The organism is Corynebacterium sp. HMSC071B10 (assembly GCF_001814825.1).
Lineage (GTDB): Bacteria > Actinomycetota > Actinomycetes > Mycobacteriales > Mycobacteriaceae > Corynebacterium.
The window spans coordinates 157,743-176,586 of the sequence record NZ_KV818007.1 but is presented as its reverse complement, the minus strand read 5'-3'; the positions used below and the strand labels follow the sequence as shown (position 1 = coordinate 176,586).

19 protein-coding genes are annotated in these 18,844 nt (G+C 66.9%); 6 read left to right on the top strand and 13 right to left on the bottom strand.

Annotation, left to right across the window (positions count from 1 at the left end; translation table 11 throughout):
- The first annotated feature begins 17 nt into the window (after positions 1 to 17).
- Positions 18 to 914, top strand: a complete 897-nt coding sequence (gene truB / locus HMPREF2990_RS07485) for a tRNA pseudouridine(55) synthase TruB (protein ID WP_070763698.1) — start codon at positions 18 to 20, stop codon at positions 912 to 914.
- Between the two features lie 9 nt (positions 915 to 923).
- On the opposite strand, the gene HMPREF2990_RS07480 is transcribed toward truB, so the two are convergent.
- The 9 genes from HMPREF2990_RS07480 to rimP form a co-directional block, all read right to left on the bottom strand.
- Positions 924 to 1,577, bottom strand: a complete 654-nt coding sequence (locus HMPREF2990_RS07480; RefSeq protein ID WP_070763696.1) for a 4'-phosphopantetheinyl transferase family protein — start codon at positions 1,575 to 1,577, stop codon at positions 924 to 926.
- Positions 1,578 to 2,378: a metallophosphoesterase family protein gene (locus HMPREF2990_RS07475; protein ID WP_070763694.1), complete on the bottom strand. Its 801-nt coding sequence runs from the start codon at positions 2,376 to 2,378 to the stop codon at positions 1,578 to 1,580.
- A 25-nt stretch (positions 2,379 to 2,403) separates the two neighbouring features.
- Positions 2,404 to 3,759, bottom strand: coding sequence for an MATE family efflux transporter (locus tag HMPREF2990_RS07470; RefSeq protein WP_070763693.1), 1,356 nt, complete (start codon positions 3,757 to 3,759; stop codon positions 2,404 to 2,406).
- A gap of 70 nt (positions 3,760 to 3,829) precedes the next feature.
- On the bottom strand, positions 3,830 to 4,822 hold the full coding sequence (locus HMPREF2990_RS07465; RefSeq protein ID WP_083317065.1) for a DHH family phosphoesterase: 993 nt from the start codon (positions 4,820 to 4,822) through the stop codon (positions 3,830 to 3,832).
- Positions 4,823 to 5,278: a 30S ribosome-binding factor RbfA gene (rbfA, locus tag HMPREF2990_RS07460; RefSeq protein ID WP_070763691.1), complete on the bottom strand. Its 456-nt coding sequence runs from the start codon at positions 5,276 to 5,278 to the stop codon at positions 4,823 to 4,825.
- 159 nt (positions 5,279 to 5,437) lie between these two features.
- Complete coding sequence (gene infB / locus HMPREF2990_RS07455; protein ID WP_070763688.1) at positions 5,438 to 8,257, bottom strand: translation initiation factor IF-2; 2,820 nt, start codon at positions 8,255 to 8,257, stop codon at positions 5,438 to 5,440.
- A 109-nt stretch (positions 8,258 to 8,366) separates the two neighbouring features.
- On the bottom strand, positions 8,367 to 8,681 hold the full coding sequence (locus HMPREF2990_RS07450) for a YlxR family protein (RefSeq protein WP_070763687.1): 315 nt from the start codon (positions 8,679 to 8,681) through the stop codon (positions 8,367 to 8,369).
- 192 nt (positions 8,682 to 8,873) lie between these two features.
- A complete protein-coding gene (gene nusA / locus HMPREF2990_RS07445; protein WP_070763685.1) occupies positions 8,874 to 9,878 on the bottom strand; it encodes a transcription termination factor NusA in 1,005 nt (334 codons plus the stop codon).
- Positions 9,879 to 9,911: 33 nt separating this feature from the next.
- The gene (rimP, locus tag HMPREF2990_RS07440) at positions 9,912 to 10,454 is read right to left on the bottom strand and encodes a ribosome maturation factor RimP (protein ID WP_070763951.1); all 543 of its coding nucleotides are present in this window, start codon (positions 10,452 to 10,454) and stop codon (positions 9,912 to 9,914) included.
- A 31-nt stretch (positions 10,455 to 10,485) separates the two neighbouring features.
- Between rimP and HMPREF2990_RS07435 the strand changes: the two genes are divergently transcribed.
- The gene (locus HMPREF2990_RS07435) at positions 10,486 to 11,295 is read left to right on the top strand and encodes a ferritin family protein (protein ID WP_070763953.1); all 810 of its coding nucleotides are present in this window, start codon (positions 10,486 to 10,488) and stop codon (positions 11,293 to 11,295) included.
- Between the two features lie 6 nt (positions 11,296 to 11,301).
- Here HMPREF2990_RS07435 and HMPREF2990_RS07430 read toward each other — a convergent pair whose 3' ends face one another.
- The gene (locus HMPREF2990_RS07430; protein ID WP_070763683.1) at positions 11,302 to 13,092 is read right to left on the bottom strand and encodes a proline--tRNA ligase; all 1,791 of its coding nucleotides are present in this window, start codon (positions 13,090 to 13,092) and stop codon (positions 11,302 to 11,304) included.
- A 31-nt stretch (positions 13,093 to 13,123) separates the two neighbouring features.
- Between HMPREF2990_RS07430 and yaaA the strand changes: the two genes are divergently transcribed.
- Entirely contained in the window at positions 13,124 to 13,825 is a 702-nt protein-coding gene (gene yaaA / locus HMPREF2990_RS07425) for a peroxide stress protein YaaA (protein WP_070763681.1), read from the top strand.
- On the opposite strand, the gene HMPREF2990_RS07420 is transcribed toward yaaA, so the two are convergent.
- Positions 13,809 to 14,738, bottom strand: a complete 930-nt coding sequence (locus HMPREF2990_RS07420) for an endonuclease domain-containing protein (protein WP_070763679.1) — start codon at positions 14,736 to 14,738, stop codon at positions 13,809 to 13,811. The genes yaaA and HMPREF2990_RS07420 overlap by 17 nt on opposite strands.
- A 299-nt stretch (positions 14,739 to 15,037) precedes the next feature.
- On the opposite strand from HMPREF2990_RS07420, the gene HMPREF2990_RS07415 reads away from it, so the two are divergent.
- From HMPREF2990_RS07415 to HMPREF2990_RS07405, 3 genes are read left to right on the top strand one after another with little or no spacing between them, the layout of a single operon-like run.
- Positions 15,038 to 15,766: a DUF1648 domain-containing protein gene (locus HMPREF2990_RS07415; protein WP_070763677.1), complete on the top strand. Its 729-nt coding sequence runs from the start codon at positions 15,038 to 15,040 to the stop codon at positions 15,764 to 15,766.
- An 11-nt stretch (positions 15,767 to 15,777) separates the two neighbouring features.
- A complete protein-coding gene (locus HMPREF2990_RS07410) occupies positions 15,778 to 16,383 on the top strand; it encodes a thermonuclease family protein (protein WP_070763675.1) in 606 nt (201 codons plus the stop codon).
- A gap of 4 nt (positions 16,384 to 16,387) precedes the next feature.
- On the top strand, positions 16,388 to 17,134 hold the full coding sequence (locus HMPREF2990_RS07405; protein WP_070763673.1) for an NAD-dependent deacylase: 747 nt from the start codon (positions 16,388 to 16,390) through the stop codon (positions 17,132 to 17,134).
- Here the strand turns inward: HMPREF2990_RS07405 and HMPREF2990_RS07400 are convergent.
- Positions 17,124 to 18,101, bottom strand: coding sequence for a class I SAM-dependent methyltransferase (locus HMPREF2990_RS07400; RefSeq protein ID WP_070763672.1), 978 nt, complete (start codon positions 18,099 to 18,101; stop codon positions 17,124 to 17,126). The two genes, HMPREF2990_RS07405 and HMPREF2990_RS07400, sit on opposite strands and share 11 nt — an antisense overlap.
- Positions 18,085 to 18,825 carry a uroporphyrinogen-III C-methyltransferase gene (gene cobA / locus HMPREF2990_RS07395; protein ID WP_070763670.1) on the bottom strand — a complete coding sequence of 247 codons (741 nt, stop codon included), beginning with the start codon at positions 18,823 to 18,825 and terminating at the stop codon, positions 18,085 to 18,087. The genes HMPREF2990_RS07400 and cobA overlap by 17 nt, the downstream gene beginning before the upstream one ends.
- Positions 18,826 to 18,844 lie beyond the last annotated feature (19 nt).

Here is an 18,844-nt window from a genome sequence, read left to right as displayed (position 1 = left end):
CGGCATACTTGAAAACCATGACAGATCCCCTCGCAACCTCTGGAATCGTCGTGGTAGACAAGCCTGCAGGCATGACGAGCCACGATGTCGTCGCGAAGCTGCGCCGCGCCTTTTCCACCCGCAAGGTGGGCCATGCCGGCACGCTGGACCCCATGGCCACCGGCGTGCTCGTCGTGGGCATCGAGCGCGGCACCAAGCTGCTCGCCCACCTCGTGGCCAACGACAAGCGCTACGCCGCCACCATCCGGCTCGGCCAGTCCACCACCACCGACGACGCTGAGGGCGAGGTCACCGCCACTCACGACGCCTCGCGCATCAGGGATGCGCAGATCGAAGCCGAAATCGAAGCGCTTACCGGCGAGATCATGCAGAAGCCCACCGCGGTCTCCGCAATCAAGATCGACGGCAAGCGCGCCCACGAGCTCGTCCGCGAGGGCAAAGACGTCGACATCCCGGCCCGCCCGGTCACCATCTTCAGCTTCGACATCGGTGCGATCCGTCGGGAGGGCCCGTTTATCGACGTCGACGTGCGCGTCCACTGCTCCTCCGGCACCTACATCCGCGCGCTCGCCCGCGACCTCGGCACCGCGCTCGGCGTCGGCGGCCACCTCACCCAGCTGCGCCGCGAGTCCGTCGGGGCATTTTCGCTTGCCGACGCCACGCCGCTGGCCACCCTCCAAGACTCCCCCAGTCTTTCACTGCCCCTCGACGAAGCGCAGCTGCGCGCCTGGCCTGTGCTCGAGGTCACCGCAGACGAGTACGACGCGCTCGCGCTGGGCAAGTGGCTGACACCCCGCGGGCTCGACGGCATCCACGCCGCGAAGGGCCCGGACGGGCGCGTGGTCGCCTTAGTCAAAGAGCAAGGCAAACGCCTGGCCACCGTGTTTGTCGCGCGTCCGGCGACGCTCGGCTAACAGACTCAGCTAACACACAAAGGCCGAGGCGATCACGTAGCCGTCGCCCACCACCCAGCGCCCCTCAAACATAGGCGTGGGCGTGGGCCGGGCCAGGATGTAGGAGACGAAGGTGCCGTCCGGGCGCAAACAGATGTCCGCCTCGTCGAAGTCGAGGAAGAGCCGCGTCATGGGGAACCAGCACTTGTAGGTGGCCTCCTTCGCACAGAACAGCAGCCGGTCGGCCCACTCGAAGCCGTCGGCTTGCATCCCGCGCACCATCTCGTACTCGTCACCGCGCGTAATCGCAGCCAGCACGCCTTCCGGCAGCGGCTCGGCAAGTTCTGCGTCTAAGCCCATGGAGCGCACCCACCTGGTGGGCGCGGCCACCGCAGCGCGGAAGCCGATGGTATGCGTCAGCGAGCCGGTGTAGCCCTCCGGCCACAGCGGCATGCCCTTCTCCCCGCGCAGGATGGCCCCGGCGTTTTCGCAGCCGAGTTCTTTCAGTGCTTCGTGGGCGCACCAGCGGGCGTCGCCAAACTCGCCCTTGCGCAGATCAACCGCGCAGCTGACCTGCGCCTGCTCGCTCGGCAGGAGGTTTTCGTACTTGCTCAAGTCGTTGCCGCCGTCGGTGCGCAGGTAGACAAAGCGCGCCTCTGGCGGAAACAGTGCCAGGTTCTGCATCTACGCTCCCACCTCCATCACCGGGTATGGGAAGGGGTGGCGACGCGGGAAGCGCTCCCACTCGCGTGGATACCCCAGGGAAACCTCGATGTGCTCAATGCCGTCGATCTCCATCACCCCGGGCATGTGCAGGTGCCCATAAATCACAGCCTGCGCGTTGTAGCGCTTCGGCCAGGAGCGGGTGTGCCGGGTCCCGCACCACAAGGCGATTTCTGACCACTGCATGCGCAGCGTCGGCTCCTGCACGAGCGGCCAGTGGTTGATCAAAATCGTCGGCCCGCTGATACGGGAAAGCCGCTTGGTGGTGTAGGCGAGTCGGTCCCAGCACCACGCGCGGACGTCGACAAACGAGGCGATGGCGAACTGGTCCGTCATCACGATGTTCTTCTCGTGCGCGGCCTCGATCGCTTCCTCCACCGTCATGTTCGCGCCGCGGAAGGAGTAGTCGTAGAGGGTAAACAGCGGGGCGATGGTCACGCCGCCGAACTGCGGGTACGGGTCCTCCGGCGTAATCACGCCGATTTCGCGCATCGCCTGCACCAGCGCCGTGTATTTGTCGCGGCCGCGGTAGCGATCCGCAGAGCGCGAGAAAAGCTCGTGGTTGCCCGGTGCCCAGATCACCGTGTCGAAGCGCTGCGCCAACTGCTCCATCACCTGCACGATCAGCTCCAAGCGCTCGGCGACATCGCCGGCCACGATCAGCCAGTCGGAGGGGTCGCGCGGCTGGATGGCGTCGATCTTCGGCCCGTTGCGTTTTACGGCCGCGTGCAGATCGCTCACGGCCCACAGTGTGGTGCTCATTCTCGGCTCCTCTCTTTCTGCCGCTTTACGACGCCCGCGCGGTCGCCCCAGTCCGCGCCCACTTATCCCCACGGAAACGGATCACCACGCCCACCAGGCGCAGCACCACCGAGGCGAGGTGGCCTGCCCAGATGCCGGTCAGCCCCCAGCCGAAGGTGACGGAAAGCAACGTAATCGGCAAAAACGCACCGAGCACGGACACGATCGTCAGGTTACGCAAAAACGCCGCGTCCGAGGCACCCAGCAGCACGCCGTCGAGGGCGAAAACCACGCCTCCAACCAGGATCATCGCGATCAGCAGCCACCACGGGGTGACCAGGGCGTCGAGGACGGCACCGTCTCGGGTGAAGATGGACTTCAGTGGGGCGTCGAAAAGCGCGAAGATCGTGGCGAGCACCACGCCGAAGCCGACCGAGAAGCGGGTGGCCTGCGCGCCCACCGAGCGCGCCTCGGCGACGCGGCCTTTGCCGAGCGAAGCGCCGGTGAGGGTCTGCGCGGCGATCGCCATCGAATCGAGCACGAGCGTGAGGAAGTTCCACAACTGCAGCAGGATCTGGTGCGCGGCGAGCGTGGCCACACCGAAGCGGCCGGCGACAGCTGCCGCCGCCAGGAAAGAGATCTGGAAGGACAGCGAACGCAGGATGAGGTCGCGGCCGAGCACCAGCTGGTCGCGCATGACCGCCCAGCGTGGTGCCCAGGACCCCTTGTGCTCGCGGATGAGCACCACGAGGAAGAGTGTGGCGGTAATCCCCATCCCGATCACGTTGGCCACCGCCGAGCCGACCAGCCCGAAGCGGTGCACCAGCACCGGCAGAATGAGCGCGCCCGGCACCAGGCCGCACAGCGTGAGCAGGAAAGGTAGGCGGGTATTTTGGATTCCGCGCATCCAGCCGTTGCCCGCCATGATGATCAGCGTCAGCGGGATGGCAATCGCGGCCACATGCATCCAGGTCGCGGCCTGCGCCGCCGTGGCATGGTCGTTGGTCAGCGCGAACGCGATCGGCTCGGCAAACAGCCAGATGATCGTGGCCAGGCATAGGCCAACCAGCACCGCAACCCAGGTCGCCTGCACACCCTCGGCAATCGCAGCGTCGCGCTTGCCCGCCCCATACAGTCGAGAACTGCGTGCGGTGGTGCCGTAGGACAAAAAGGTCAACTGGGTGGTCACCGTCGACTGGATCGTGGTGCCGGCGGCCAGCGCCGCCAGCTGCGCGGTGCCCAAACGGCCCACCACCGCGGTATCCAGCAGCAGGTAGAGCGGGTTGGCCGCGAGCACACCGAGCGCCGGCAGCGCGAGCCCCAGGATCGTACGCGCGCTGACCTCCGGCCCCCGGTTCGCCTGCGGATGAGTCGATGAATGTGATGTGGACTTCGCTGCCACGCGCACGCTCCTTCTACTTCAAGTTGAGTGCGGTACAAATCTTCACGGGCTTCGGGCTCTGCCCGCCGCCCTAGTGCGCGGCGCGCTCCTCACGAGTCGGCAGCGCCGCGATCAGGTCGCGCACCACCATATCCTGCGAGCCGTGCGCGGTATACCCTGCCGCCGGGACGTGCCCGCCGCCGCCGAAACGCTGCGCGAGCTTGGACACGTCGATCACGCTCGAGCGCAGCGACACCGCCCAGCGCTTCGGCCCATTCTGCTTCAGCACCATGCCCACATCAGTACCCTCGAGCGCGCGGGCGTAATCGATGATCGCCTCCACGGTGGTCTGGCTCATCCGCGCCAGCGCCTCGGCACGGATGGTGAAGACGCTGAGCTTAAGTCCCTCCTCGCGGAAGTTCTGCAAATCAGCAAGCACCCCGCCCATGATCTGCAGGTCTCGCGCGCTCGCCTTGTCCGTCAATTCCAGGGAAATCTGGCGCGTATCAAGGCCGTAACCCATCAGCTCGCCCGCCAGCTGGTGCATACGCGGCGTACCCCAGCGGAAGTTCCCCGTGTCGGTGACCAGGCCCGCGTACAGGCAGTACGCCATGTCGTGATCCAGTTCCACGCCCAGGTAGTCGAAGAGCTCGCGGATAATCGTCGTGGTGGACTCCGAGTCCACGATAAGGTTGTGCGCGCCGAACGCCGGGTTGGTCTCGTGGTGGTCAATCACCACCACGCGCGAGGGGTCGTCCGCGATCTGCGTACGAAACAGCCCAGTGCGGTCCACCGACGCACAATCCACCGTGACCACGAGCCCGTCCTCCGGCAGCTGCCCACCGTAGGTGATCTCGTCGACTCCAGGAACCGTGAGCAGGTTCTCGGGGTGCGGGTAGGTCTGGCCGATGAACACGTGCGCGTCGATACCCAGCGAGCGCAGCCCCGCGGTCAGACCGCACGCCGAGCCAACCGCATCCGCGTCCGGCTTGATGTGTGCGACTACCGAGACCTTCTTCGCCGCGCGCAGCACCTCGGCGATCTCGGTGAACTGTGCTTCCGCGCCCGGGAACAGTGCGCCCATTTACGCGCCAGTCCCTGCGTCGCTATCCCCGTCCGTCTTGTACGGGTTGTCCTCGCCGGCCGGCTTCGCGCCCTCGCGAAGGCGCGCGGTCTCCTCGTCGCGGGCACGCGCACGGTTGAGCAACTCCTCCATCCGCGCGGAGGCCTCCGGCACGGTGTCCAGCTCGAAGGCGAGCGTCGGCGTAAAGCGCACGGAGAGCTGGTCCCCGACGATCTTGCGCAGCTGACCGCGGGCGCGGTGCAGCGCCTCCGCGGCTTGCTCGTAATCCGGCTCATCATCGATCTCGCGGCCGCGCACCGTGTAGTAGACGGTCGCGTCGTGCAGGTCGCCGGTCACGCGGACATCGGTGACGGTGACCAGCTCCAACCTCCGGTCTTTGACCTCTCGCTCGATCGCGGAAGCAACAATCGCGTGAATCTGCTTCGCCAAGCGTTGCGCGCGCGGGTTGTCAGCCATGTCATCATCTCCTTGTGTCTCGTCAGCGTCCTTTCAAGCTTAGACGCTTGCACTGCTTATCGACGCCACAGCGCCCCCGCCCCGGCACAACGCCGGGAAGGGGGCACCGCTTTTCGTGTCTACTCACGCCAACCGTATGGAGCCGGCGAATAATCCCGCTTAGTCGCGCGGAACCTCGACCATCTCGTAGACCTGGATCTGGTCGTCGACCTGGATATCCGGGTACGACAGCACCATACCGCACTCGTAACCCTTGGCTACCTCGGTGACATCGTCCTTCTCGCGGCGCAGCGACTCGATCGTTGCGTCCGGAGTAATGACGTTGCCGTCGCGGACCAGGCGCACCTTGGCACCGCGCTTGACCTTGCCCTCGGTGACCATGCAGCCCGCGATGAGGCCGACGGCGGACGCCTTGAAGATCTGGCGGATCTCCGCGGCACCCATCTCGCGCTCTTCGTAGATCGGCTTGAGCATGCCCTTGAGCGCTGCCTCCACCTGATCGATGACGTCGTAGATGACCGAGTAGTAACGGATCTCCACACCCTCGTTGTTGGCCTCCTCGGTGGCCTTGCCCTCGGCGCGGACGTTGAAGGCCACGATGACCGCATCGGATGCGGCAGCGAGCACCACGTTGGTCTGGGTGACAGCACCGACACCACGGTCGATGATGTTCACCTCCACCTCGTCGTCCACCTCGATCTTGAGCAGTGCCTCCTCCAGGGCCTCCACCGAACCGGCGTTGTCGCCCTTGAGGATGAGGTTGAGCTGGTTGGTCTCCTTGAGCGCCTGATCCAGGTTCTCCAGGGACACGCGCTTCTTCGTGCGCGCCTGCATGGCGGCACGCTGACGCGCGTCACGCTGCGCCGCGATCTGACGTGCGACGCGGTCGTCTTCGACCACGAGCAGGTTGTCGCCCGGGCCGGGGACACCGTTGAGGCCCTGGACCTGGACCGGGCGGGACGGTCCTGCCTCTTCGACGTCGTCGCCCCACTCGTCGACCATGCGGCGCACGCGGCCGAAGTTGCCGCCCACCACGATGGAGTCGCCGACGCGCAGCGTACCGCGCTGGACGATGACGGTGGAGACCGGGCCGCGGCCGCGGTCCAGGTGGGACTCGATGGCCACACCCTGGGCGTCCATGTCCGGGTTTGCCGTCAGCTCGAGCGCCGCATCGGCGGTGAGCAGGACGGCCTCCAGCAGGTCGTCGATACCCGTGCCCTGCTTGGCCGAGATATCGATGAACATGGTGTCGCCGCCGTACTCCTCCGGGATCAGCCCGTACTCGGTGAGCTGGCCACGGATCTTGTCCGGTTGCGCCTCCGGCTTATCCACCTTGTTGACTGCGACCACGATCGGCAGGTCTGCGGCCTTGGCGTGGTTGATCGCCTCCACGGTCTGCGGCATGACGCCGTCGTCCGCGGCAACGACCAGAATAGCCAAGTCCGTGGACTTCGCACCGCGGGCACGCATGGCGGTAAACGCCTCGTGGCCCGGGGTATCCAGGAAGGTGATCTTGCGCTGCTGGCCGTCGAGCTCCACCTCGGTCTGGTACGCGCCGATGCCCTGGGTAATGCCACCGGCCTCGCCGCGACCGACGTTGGCCTTGCGGATCGAGTCCAGCAGGCGGGTCTTACCGTGGTCGACGTGGCCCATGACGGACACCACCGGCGGGCGCTGCTCGAGCGCCTCTTCGCCGCCCTCATCCTCGCCGAACTGCAGGTCGAAGGACTCGAGCAGCTCGCGGTCCTCGTCCTCCGGCGAAACGATCTGCACCTCGTAGTTGATCTCGGCACCCAAAAGCTGCAGCGTCTCTTCGGAGACCGACTGCGTCGCCGTGACCATCTCGCCCAGGTTAAACAGCGCCTGGACCAGGGAGGATGCATCGGTATTGATCTTCTCCGCCAGGTCCGACAGGGTCGCGCCCTGACGCAGGCGAACCGTCTTGCCGTCGCCGTCAGGCAGACGCACGCCACCGATCACGTTCGGCTTGTGCATCTCCTCATATTCGGCCCTCTTCTGGCCCTTCGACTTACGACGACGCCCCGGTGCGCCACCCGGACGCCCGAATGCACCCGCGGTACCGCCGCGACGACCGCCGCGTCCACGGAAGCCGCCACCGCGCGGCGGGCCACCCGGACCGCCACCGCGACCACGGCCGCCGCCACCGCCGCGACCATTACGGGAACCGGCAGCCTTCGCCGGCATCTGCTTCGGCGAGGGCGCGGCCGCCATATCGGCCGGCGACGGACGACGTCCACCGCCGGAGCGGTTGCCGCCCGGACGCGGTGCGCCCTGGCCCTGGGATCCCTGACCCGGGCGTGCACCGCCCTGGCCACCACGGCCACGGCCGCCGCCCTGGCCCTGCCCACCGCGGCCACCACCCGGACGCGGTGCCGGGCGCGGTGCGGAGGAGTTCGAGGAAAACGGGTTGTTGGCTACCTTCGGGCGCCCACCCGGCTTTGCCACCGGGCGCGGCATAGAACCGGGCGTCGGGGCGTCCTTCTTCGCAGCCTGTCCTGGCTTCGGCGCAGCAGGCTTTGCGGCCTGGCCGGGCTTGGGTGCCGCGGGCTTCGCAGCCTGACCTGGCTTCGGTGCTGCGGGCTTGGCGGCCTGGCCTGGCTTCGGCGCGGCAGGCTTTGCGGCCTGGCCGGGCTTGGGTGCCGCAGGCTTGGCGGCCTGACCTGGTTTCGGCGCGGCAGGCTTGGCAGCCTGGCCGGGTTTCGGTGCTGCGGGCTTCGCAGCCTTGCCTGGCTTCGGCACCGCAGGCTTCGCAGCCTTGTCTTCCTTCGGCTCGTTGTCCGCGTTCTGTCCTTCGTTCTTCGCTTCGTAGAACGCGGTCATCTTCCGCACAACCGGCGACTCAATCGTCGACGAGGCGGTCTTCACAAACTCGCCCTGCTCCTTGAGCGTGGCGAGCAGTTCCTTACTCGTAACTCCAAGCTTCTTTGCAAGCTCGTGTACTCGTAACTTTCCGGGCACGTGTCTCCTTGTAGTTTGTGCTAGGAGCGCGGTGCCCGGTTACGGGTACCGACCCCTAGACGTGGTCAATGACTTTCATCGCTGATGCTGCTTCACGGTTGTGTACTCATCAGTGTTCGGTCTTCCTTACTTGCGTTGGGTCTTTCGCCAGTGTGGCGAGGTACGTGTGTACATGACCTAGGTCCACCGGAGTGGACAGACGGAAAGCGCGTGCAAAGGCACGCCGCTGTTCCGCCAGCTCGAGTGCGTCCCGCGTGGGTGTGATCCACGCTCCCCTGCCCGGCAACTTCCGGGCTGGGTCGGCCACAATGCGGCCGGGAACGTCCGGGTCTTGCACGAGCCGCAGCAGGCGCGTATCTGGCAGTGTCTCACGCGTGGCGATACAGGTACGGGTACGGATGGGACGCTTTCGCGCATCACTCATCCAGCACCTTCCTTTACGCTTCGCGTTTGCTCACCGGCCAGATACCCGCTTCTGCACCGGCACGGGCGTGACACGGCACGCGGGAATTAAGCCGTGTACTAGCCTACGCCAAAACCGCGCTAAAAAATACTTCCTAAGCTCAGCGGGGCCGACATCGGCTCACACCGGTGTCATTTTCAGCCCACAAATTCGCTAGTCCGTGGCCGCGTCGGAGTGAATATCGATCTTCCAGCCCGTCAGTCGCGCGGCGAGGCGGGCGTTCTGCCCCTCCTTGCCAATCGCCAGCGAGAGCTGGTAATCCGGCACGGTCACGCGCGCCGCCTGGGCTTCCTCGTCGAGCACCTCGACCTTGATCACCTTCGACGGTGCCAGCGAGTTGCCCACGTAGGTCGCGGGGTTGTCGGAGTAGTCAATAATGTCGATTTTCTCGCCGCCGAGCTCCTTCATGACATTGGACACACGCGAGCCGCGCGGCCCAATGCAGGCTCCCTTGGCGTTCACACCCTTGACGGTGGCGCGCACCGCCACCTTGGAACGGTGGCCCGCCTCACGCGCGATCGCGATGATCTCCACCGAGCCGTCTTCCACCTCCGGCACCTCGAGCGCGAACAGGCCGCGGACCAGCTCCGGGTGTGTGCGCGACAGGTTGACCTGCACGTTGCGCTCCCCCTTGTTCACGCCGACCACGTAGGCCTTCACGCGGTCGCCGTGGGTGAGCCGCTCGCCCGGGATCTGCTCCGCGGGCAGCAGGATGCCGTCCTGTGGGTCGGCCTCGGTGCCCAGTTGCACGATCGTCAGCCCGCGGGCCTCCGCGTTCGCGTCGCGCTGCACCACGCCAGAGACCACGCGGCCCTCAAACTCGGAGTACTCGGTGTAAACACGGCCTGCCTCCACCTCGCGCAGGCGACGCTTGATGGCGTCGCGCACGGCGGGCGCACCGATGCGGGAGAAGTTGACCGGCGTAGCGTCGTATTCGGAGAGCACTTCGCCCTCGTCGTCGAGTTCGCTGACCATGACATGCACATCGCCGGTATCCGGGTCGATGTCCACGCGCGACTTGGTGTTTTCGCCCGGATCCACCTCGCGGTAATCCAGGTAGGCAAACAGCAGCGCGCTCGCGATGGTGGTCAGCAGGTCGTCGACCTCGATGCCCTGCTTGTCCTCAATCATCTTGAGCGCGTTCAAGTCAATATTCACTTGTCTTCCTCCCAGGTAAGCCTTCGTGCAGGCTTACGCGTCTACTACTTCGTCGAACGGTGCGTCGACCAGCTCCTGCTCGGCTGCCGGCGGCGCTTTAAATTCAATTTCTACCACTGCCTTAGGCATTTCGGAAACCAACCGGGCCTGCACCGCGGGCACTTTCGCCCCGCGCTCGATCAGTGCCACCTGGGTCTCGGTCTCATCGAGCGCGCCGATGCGCCAGAGCTCCTTCTTGCCGTCGGCGTCGAGAAGCGCCACGGCGCGGCCACGGTTGCGCCGCCAGTGGCGCGGCTCGGTCAGCGGCATGTCCACGCCCGGGGTGGTCACCTCGAGGGTGTAGCCGGCACCGAAGTTGAGGTCGCCGGCGTCCTCGTGGGCGTCGAAAAGCTCGCTGAGCTCGTTGGAGACGACCTCCAACTCGTCCAGGGTCGGGGGCGTGTCGCCATCGAGCGCGATGACCACCTGCGATTTCTTGCCGGCGCGCACCGCGCGAATCTGCTCGACGTCCAGCTCGTGGTTGCGGGCAATCGGCGCGACCAGCGCGCGCAACTGCTCAGGTGTAGGAAAAGCCATGCCCACCACCCTATCGTGTACGGTTTTCCGCGTGAAGAAACTCCTCGCCGTCACGCTTTGTGCCCTGCCGCTTACCGCCTGCGATGCGCTCGATATCGTCGGGCCGCGCCCAAACGCCGAGCTCATCGCGCTCGCGCAGCAGGCCTTCGCCGATGGGCAAGTGCTTGACGACGCGACGTTGGCCCACACCCGACACACCCAGGCCACCCAACTCTTCAACGAGGCCGAGCGTCTCTGCGGCACCACCGAGGCCGGGGAGGTCCCCACCACCTGTGCCATCGAGCGCGGCCCCGGCGAGGCCACCGGCAACGCCGACCCTTCCGCTGCAGCCCACCTAGCTACCGCCGCGCTACTCGACGCCGCCGCGAACGTCCCCGAGGACTCCGTCACCCTCCTGGTGGCGCAGGCCATTGACTTGCGCGCGGGCCAGGAAGCGGATGCGGCAGACGTAGACGGTGAGGCGTTGGACAACGAGGAGGACCTCGAGGCCGCCCGCGCGATGCTGCGCGCCGAGTACGCCGCCCAGTACGGCTTCGGTATGGCCACCGCCTACGCCGACGACGCCACGGATGCGCGACTCGACGAGCTCCGCGAAGCCTCCGATGCCCGCGCACTCGCCCTTCGCGAAGCGCTCGAGCCAAGCGGCGACGTGCCGGAAGCGGCACCCGGCTACGACTTCGAGGGCGTGCCCGCCCCGAGTGATGCGGCCTCGGCTGGCGCATACGCGCAGTCGCAGCAGCAAACGCTCATCGACCAGTGGCGCGCCACCGCCGCCCACGCCCAGTCGGACGTTTTCCGCCACCTGGCCGTGGAGCTCGCGGCGAACGCGCAGCGCGTGTAGCTCGGTTTACGCCCCGAGCTGCTCCGCGACCAGCTCGCGCACCTTCTCCACGATCTCGTCGGCTGGGACCTCGAGGGTCTCGCCGCCGCGGATGCGCAGCTCCACGTTGCCGTCCGCGAACGCGCGGCCCAGGATCACGATGAACGGCATGCCGAGGAGCTCGGCGTCTTTGAACTTCACGCCCGGGGAAACCTTCGGGCGGTCGTCGAAAAGCACCTCGAGCCCCGCGTCCGAGAGCTCCGCGGCGATACGATCGCCGGCCTCGAGGGCTGCGGCATCCTTGTTGGCCACCGCGACGTGCACCTGGTACGGCGCGATCGCGACCGGCCAGACCAGGCCCTTCTCGTCGTGGCGCTGCTCGGCCACGACCGCCATCATGCGGGAGACACCGATGCCGTAGGAACCCATGGTCGGCACGGCGCGCTTGCCGTTCTCGTCCAGGATCTGCACGTCCATCGCCTCGGTGTACTTGCGGCCGAGCTGGAAGATGTGGCCCAGCTCGATGCCGCGCGCGAGCTGCACGGTGCCGTTGCCCTCCGGGGCCGGGTCGCCCTCGTGGACTTCGGCGGCCTCGACGAAGGCGTCGACGGTGAAGTCGCGGCCGGCGACCAGGCCCACCACGTGCTTCTGCGGCGCGTCCGCACCGGTAATCCAGCTCGACCCCTCCACCACGCGCGGATCCGCAAGCACGCGCACGCCGTTGGCGTTCATCGCGCGCGGGCCGACGTAGCCCTTGACCAAAAAGTCGGTGTTTTTGAAGTCCTCGTCGCTGGCCAGCTCAAAGGTCGCCGGCTCCAGGGAGGCCTCGAGGCGCTTCTCGTCCAGCTCGCGGTTGCCCGGGATCAGCACGGCGGTCAGCTGCGGGCCGACCTTGTTGCCGTCCTCGTCGGCTGCGCGCGGGTCATCGACCTTGATCACCATGCACTTGAGCGTGTCGGCGGCCTCGACGGCGCGGCCGTCGATTGTCACCCCAGCGTCGTTAGCCCACTGCACGAGCGTCTCGATGGTCTCCGACGCAGGCGTGTCGTAGTCCTGCGCCTCCGGCTGGCCCTCGATCGGGGTCGGTGCCGGCGGGACCGTCACGACGGCCTCCACGTTCGCCGCGTAGTCGCCCGCCGAGGAAACCACGAAGGTGTCCTCGCCGTTTTCGCTGTACGCCAGGAACTCCTCGGAGGCCGAGCCACCCATCGCACCCGAGGTCGCCTTACAGATCTCGTAGCGGATGCCCACGCGACCGAAGATGCGCTGGTAGGTCTCGCGGTGCTTCGCGTACGACGCATCGAGCCCCGCGTCCGACATGTCGAAGGAGTAGCTGTCCTTCATCACGAACTCACGGCCGCGCAGAATACCCGCGCGCGGACGCGCCTCGTCGCGGTACTTCGTCTGGATCTGGTACAGCGTGACCGGGAAGTCCTTGTAGCTGGAGTACAGGTCCTTCACCGTCTGGGTGAACATCTCCTCGTGCGTGGGCCCGAGCAGCATGTCCGCCCCCTTGCGGTCCTTCAGGCGGAAGAGATCATCGCCGTACTCGTCCCAGCGGTTGGTCGCCTCGTAGGGCTCCTTCGGCAGCAGTGCCGGGAAGAGCAGCTCCTGGCCACCCATCGCGTCCATCTCCTCGCGCACCACGCCCTCAATCTTGCGCATCGTGCGCAGCCCCAGCGGCAGCCAGGAGTACACGCCCGGCGCGGCGCGGCGGATGTAGCCGGCGCGAACCAGCAGCTTGTGGCTGGGGACTTCGGCGTCGGCGGGGTCTTCGCGCAGGGTGCGCAGGAATAGCTGAGAAAGGCGTGTAATCATGGCGTTTATCCTAGCGCTAAGGTTGGGGGCCATGCTTATTGTCCTCCCACCTTCTGAGACCAAAGCGCCCGGCGGCCAGGACGCGCCGATGAGCGTGTCCTTCCCCGCGCTCGACTCCGTCCGCAGCGCGCTCATGCGGGATCTGGCTTTGCTTCCTGTCGATGAGATGATGGCCCAGCTGAAGATCCCCGCCACCAAGCGCGCCGAGGCCGAGGAAAACCTGCACCTCGCCGAGGCACCGGTCATGCCCGCCATTTTCCGCTACACCGGCGTGCTTTTCGACGCCCTGTCTGCCCCCACCCTCCCCACACCCGCCCTCGAGCGCCTCGCGATTGGCTCCGCGCTCTTCGGTGTCGTGCGCGCTGGTGATATGATCCCGCGCTACCGGCTCTCGGGTGGCGCACGCCTCGGCGGTGCCACGCTGAAATCCCGGTGGGGCACCGCGATCACCGACGTGCTTACCGACTTCCCCTTCATCGTCGACCTGCGCTCCGGCACCTACCAGAAGCTCGGCCCGGTCCCCGGCGCGGCCACCGTCCGCGTCGAATCCGTCCAGCCCGACGGCTCGCGCAAGGTGGTCAGCCACTTCAACAAGCAGTACAAGGGTGAGCTCGCCAGGGCCCTTGCGCTTCACGACGCCACCGCAACCTCCCCCGACGACATCGCCCACATCGCCACCGAAGCCGGCATGACCGCGGAAGTCGACGGCACCCAGGTCACGCTGGTCGTGTGACGTACATTTCCGCGAAGCCGAGCATGCGGGTGACGGTGGTGAGGAACCCGTGGGCGTCGTCAAGCAGCTGCTCCGGCGACACCCGCACCACAACATAACCGGCGTTCTGGAGGTGCTTCTCGCGCTCGCGCTCCTCGCGGATCGCCGTGTCGGTCGGGGCGAAGGTGGTGCCGTCGTATTTCTGCGCCCCGTCGATCTCCACGATGAGGCTGCCGCGCAGCAGGTCAGCCACGTACAGGTGAGGCGGGATGGTGATGCGCGCGTTGACCTGCCAACCGCCGATACCTGCCTGCAGCAGCAGCGCGCGGGCGTAGGACTCGTACGGCGAGAGCGAATTGTCCACCGCGTGCGCGATGACTTGGCGCAGGGTCGCGATATTGCGGACGCGGCCGAGACGGGCGGCCGCTTCTTCGATCCGGTAGCGCGGCATCCCCTCGCGAAGCAGCCAATCCATCGCGACGAGGCCCTCCGCGAAGCCGTGGCGCAGCGCGATGGCGAAGACGGTGGTCAGCGCATCGGTTGTGCGTAGCCGGTCGAAGGTTTGCGGTGGCGTGTGGCCCGGTGATCTGTCGCGGTAGACCACGCCCGGCGGCCACTGCTTCCGTGACGGAGCCTTACCCCGCTGCGCGACCAGCTCCACCGGCTCCGGTGTTGTCGCGATCACCCAAATCCCGAGGATCCGCGCCGCCGACCGGCCCGACAACACCGCCCGCGGCACCGTACAACCGACCGCGTAAGCCGCCAGCCACCGTTTTTCGTGATACCGCAGCTGCTTCCATTCCGTCACGCTGATGAAAAACCGCGTGGAGACCTTGCGGTACGCCGCGGGTCGTTTCCGGTGTGCGAGCCTGTCTTCTTGCCGATTACTATCCATGAGCTTGTTCGCCAGCTCCTGCTTCCGTTTCGAATCCATACTGTTCTTTCTATTACATATTGGTTGTTTCGTCTAGTGGTCCGTCCTGGTTCCTCCCCGCGCCGGGCCTGCCAAGGTCCTGCCGAGGTCCAAATGGAGCTAGCGCCGTTTAGGAGTTTCGGCGACCCACGACCAGGGATTTTCCACCCGCCCGCGGCCCAAACGGAGCTAGCTCCATTTAGGAGTTTCGGCGACCCGCGACCAGGCGTTTTCCACCCGCCCGCGCTCCAAATGGAGCTAGCTCCGTTTAGCAACCACAGTCAGCAACCACGCCAATCCGCCCCTGCTACCCTCAGACCATGCAGTCCCGCCAGTACTACGCCACAACGATCTTCGTCTACCTCGCCACGTTGGCGTACGTACTGCTGCGGTGGGACTCCATCCCGGATCCGATCCCGGTGCATTTCGACGGCGCCGGCAACCCCGACCGGTACGAACCAAAGTCGTTCCTCGCCGCGACCGCCTTGATCTGGATTGGCGCGGTCCTGTCCGTCGCGGTCGCGTTCTGCGTGCCACCGCGTTCCCTGGTCCGACGCACCGCGGACGTACCGCCCACCTCCCCGATCCCGTTTTCCGAGGCCAACGCAAAACGCGTCGAACTACTCACCGATAAAACCGCCACGTTCGTCGCCCAAACCATCCTTGGTATGTCGGTGTGCACGTGTCTCTCCGTGCTCTCGTCGACGAACCTCGCCCCGTCCGGCTGGCTGATGCCTGCGGTCTGGATCGTGTTCACCATCGGCGTCGTGGTGCTCGCTATCGCGTTGGCCGTCAACACCGGCAAGCAGATCCTGGTACTCCCGACAGACGAGGCGGAACAGACCCGCAACGAGTACTTCCGCTACACCGTCGGCATGGGCTTCTACAGCGAGCCGCAGGACCCGGCACCGATCGCAGTATTCCCGTCCAACCCCAGCAAGCTACAGATCAATACGGCGCACGAGCACGCTCGCCGCTACCTGTGGCGGATGGGCATCGGGCTCGTTACGTCTCTCGCGGTGTGCATCGTCTTCGCCGCCATAATGTAAGCGAGACCCACATGCGCCCGCTCCGCCTCATCGCCACCATCCTCGCCGCCGCGACCCTTGCCGCCTGCCAGAATCAGCCAACGGTAACCAAGATCGTCGACGGCGACACCCTCGACGTCGACCGCGACGGGGAGACTGTCCGCGTCCGCCTGCTCAACATCGACACGCCTGAACAGGGCGAATGCCTCTACCAGGAAGCAACGGATCGGCTCACCGAGCTCGCCCCGCCCGGCACCCGCGTACGCCTCGAGCACGACCAGGAGCGCGAGGACCGTTACGGCCGCGAGCTCGCCGCCGTCTTCGCAGGTGACACCTTCGTCAATGAGCAGCTCGCCGCAGACGGCCTCGCCCGCGCGGTGACCTACGAGCCGAACCACGCCTACACCACCCGCATGGAGGCCGCCCAGGCCCGCGCCCGCGCCGCTCACCTGGGCATTCACGCCGTGCCGACCGAGTGCCTGCTGCCCACCGAGACCGCCCGCCGCGCCCGCGAGCTGCACGCGGAGGACCCGCGCCACCGCGCCTTCTACCGCGATGTCATGCGCGACGCCGTCACCGCCACCAACAACTTCACCTACAAAGACCAGGCCCTGGAGTTCATCGACGCCCTAGACTAGGGCCATGGAGCAATTGCTTATCGACGCCCACCAGATCCTCTCAAGCGCCAACCACGTCGAAGTCTTCACCGGTGCCGGCATGAGCGCGGATAGCGGTATCGCTACGTACCGGGATGCGGTGACTGGGGTGTGGGAGCAGGTGGATCCGGTGGCGATGGCGTCGATAAGCGCATGGCACGATGACCCCGACACGATGTACGCCTGGTACCTCTGGCGGGCGCAGCTGGCGCAGCGCGCGGAGCCGAATGCGGGGCACCGGGCGATTGCGGCGGCGCGTGGGGTGACGGTGACGACGCAAAACATTGATAACCTGCACGAACGTGCGGGCAGCGAAGACGTGGTGCACCTGCACGGCTCGCTGTTTGCCTTTCGCTGCACCGACTGCGACACCCCGTACGAGGAACCGATCACGCTGCCGGAGGAGCCGGTAGAGCGCCTCGCGCCGCCGCACTGTCCCGTCTGCGGCGGGCTCGTGCGCCCGGGCGTGGTCTGGTTCGGCGAGGCGCTGCCGCAGGACGAGTGGGTCGAGGCGGAGCGGCGGATGAAGACGGCGGACGCGCTGCTGATCGTCGGCACCTCCGGCGTGGTCTACCCGGCCGCGGGGCTGCCGCTGATGGCGCACGCGCGTGAGATCCCGATCGTGGAGGTCACCCCGCAGCCGACGGAGCTGTCGCACCTGGCCAGCGTGGTCGTGCCGGCGACGGCGGCGGAGGCGCTGCCGCGGATCCTGCAGGGGCGGATTACTGCCTAGGGCGCGCCCGCAGCACCGTAAACGTCGCGTCGCGGGCGACTTGATCCACCTCGCCGAAGCGTCGCTCCACCTCACCGCGGTAGCGCAGGTGTGAGTTGTGCACCACGTACAGCGCGCCGCCGGGGGCGAGCAGGCGCTTGGCGGCGTCGAGGAGGTGCTGCACCAGGGTGGCGTCGATGGTGGTGCCTTCGTGGAAGGGCGGGTTGAGCGCAATCGTGTCGAAGGCAGCGTCCGAAAGCTGCGAGCCGGCGTCGTCCCACGTGGTGTGGAGTCCGATGGCGCGGGCGGAGAGGACGGCGTCGGCATCCGAATCGGTGGCGACCGCGCCAGCGATGCCGCGGCTGACCGAGCCGTTGCCGCAGCCGAAGTCCAGAAGACGGCCCGGTTCTTCCGGCAGGCAGGAGCGCAGCAGTTCGCCGCCGCGGTCGGGTTTCGCACCGGAGAACACGCCGCCGAATGCGACCAGCCCACCAGACTCCAACGGCTCGTACACCACCTCCCGCGGCCCGGAGGCAACAAGGCAACGGAACTTGCCGCGCCCACGGGAGCCGTGCACCTCGTCGAAGGAATCGGCGAGCACCGTGTTCATGCCGCGCGAGAGGTGCTTGTTGTTCGCCCCGAGCACCAGGCGCGCGCTGTCAAAGCCCGCCCCGGCAATAGCGCGAGCAAGGTAGTCCAGCCGGGCCAGGGACTTCGGCATCTCGCCGAGCCCGACCGCAGCACGGGCCCCAGCACCAGCAACAGCATCAACGAGAAACTCGTCCAGCCGCCGCTCCCCCGCAATCTCCGCGCCGAGCGCCGCTGCGGCCTGGCTGCGCGCGTAATCGGGATCCAAAAATAGCACGCGCGGGCCCGCCTGCACGGCCTGGCGGGTCAGGTCCAGCGTCGGGTCGTGGCAGATCAGCAGCGTGTCCGGCAGCCCATCAGCAAGTGCCGTGTCCCAGATCAGGCTATCGAGCGTCCGCAAGGCCGGCGACCTCCCCGAACACGTAGACCGCCGGCGAGGCGATCGACTCTGCCTCCATGGCATCCGCCAAGGTCGACGCCGTGGCGCGCACCACGCGCTGGGAGGCCGTTTCGCCTTCCTGCACCGCCACCGCGGGTGTTGCCGGATCCAGGCCCGCGCCGACCAAAGTCTCCGCGATCGCACGCACGTTGCGCACGCCCATGATCACGCAGATGGTGCCGCCGACGCGCGCGAGCGCCTCCCAGTCCACCAGCGAGTTCGGATGCGCCGGCGGCAGGTGCCCCGAGACCACTGTGAAGGCGTGCGTCACACCGCGCTGGGTCACCGGCACCCCAGCCGCGGCCGGCACGGAGATCGCACTGGTCACCCCGGGCACGACAGTGACCGGCACGCCAGCCGCGGCACACGCCTGTACTTCTTCAAACCCGCGCCCGAAGACGTACGGGTCGCCACCTTTCAAGCGCACGACATGCTTGCCGGCGAGCGCGTGCTCCACCATCAGTTCATTGGTGCGCGTTTGGGCGACCTGTTTGCCGTAGGGGAGCTTCGCGACGTCGATAAGCACCTTGCCCTTTACATCAAGGAACTGCTCTAGCTGGCTGGCGGGGCCGAGGTGATCGGTGAGGATCACGTCGGCGGCCTCGAGTGCGCGCAGGCCGCGGATGGTAAGCAGGTCCCATTCGCCTGGGCCCCCTCCGACGAGTGTGACTTTGCCGATGCTCATGGCCCACTAGTCTAGGCTG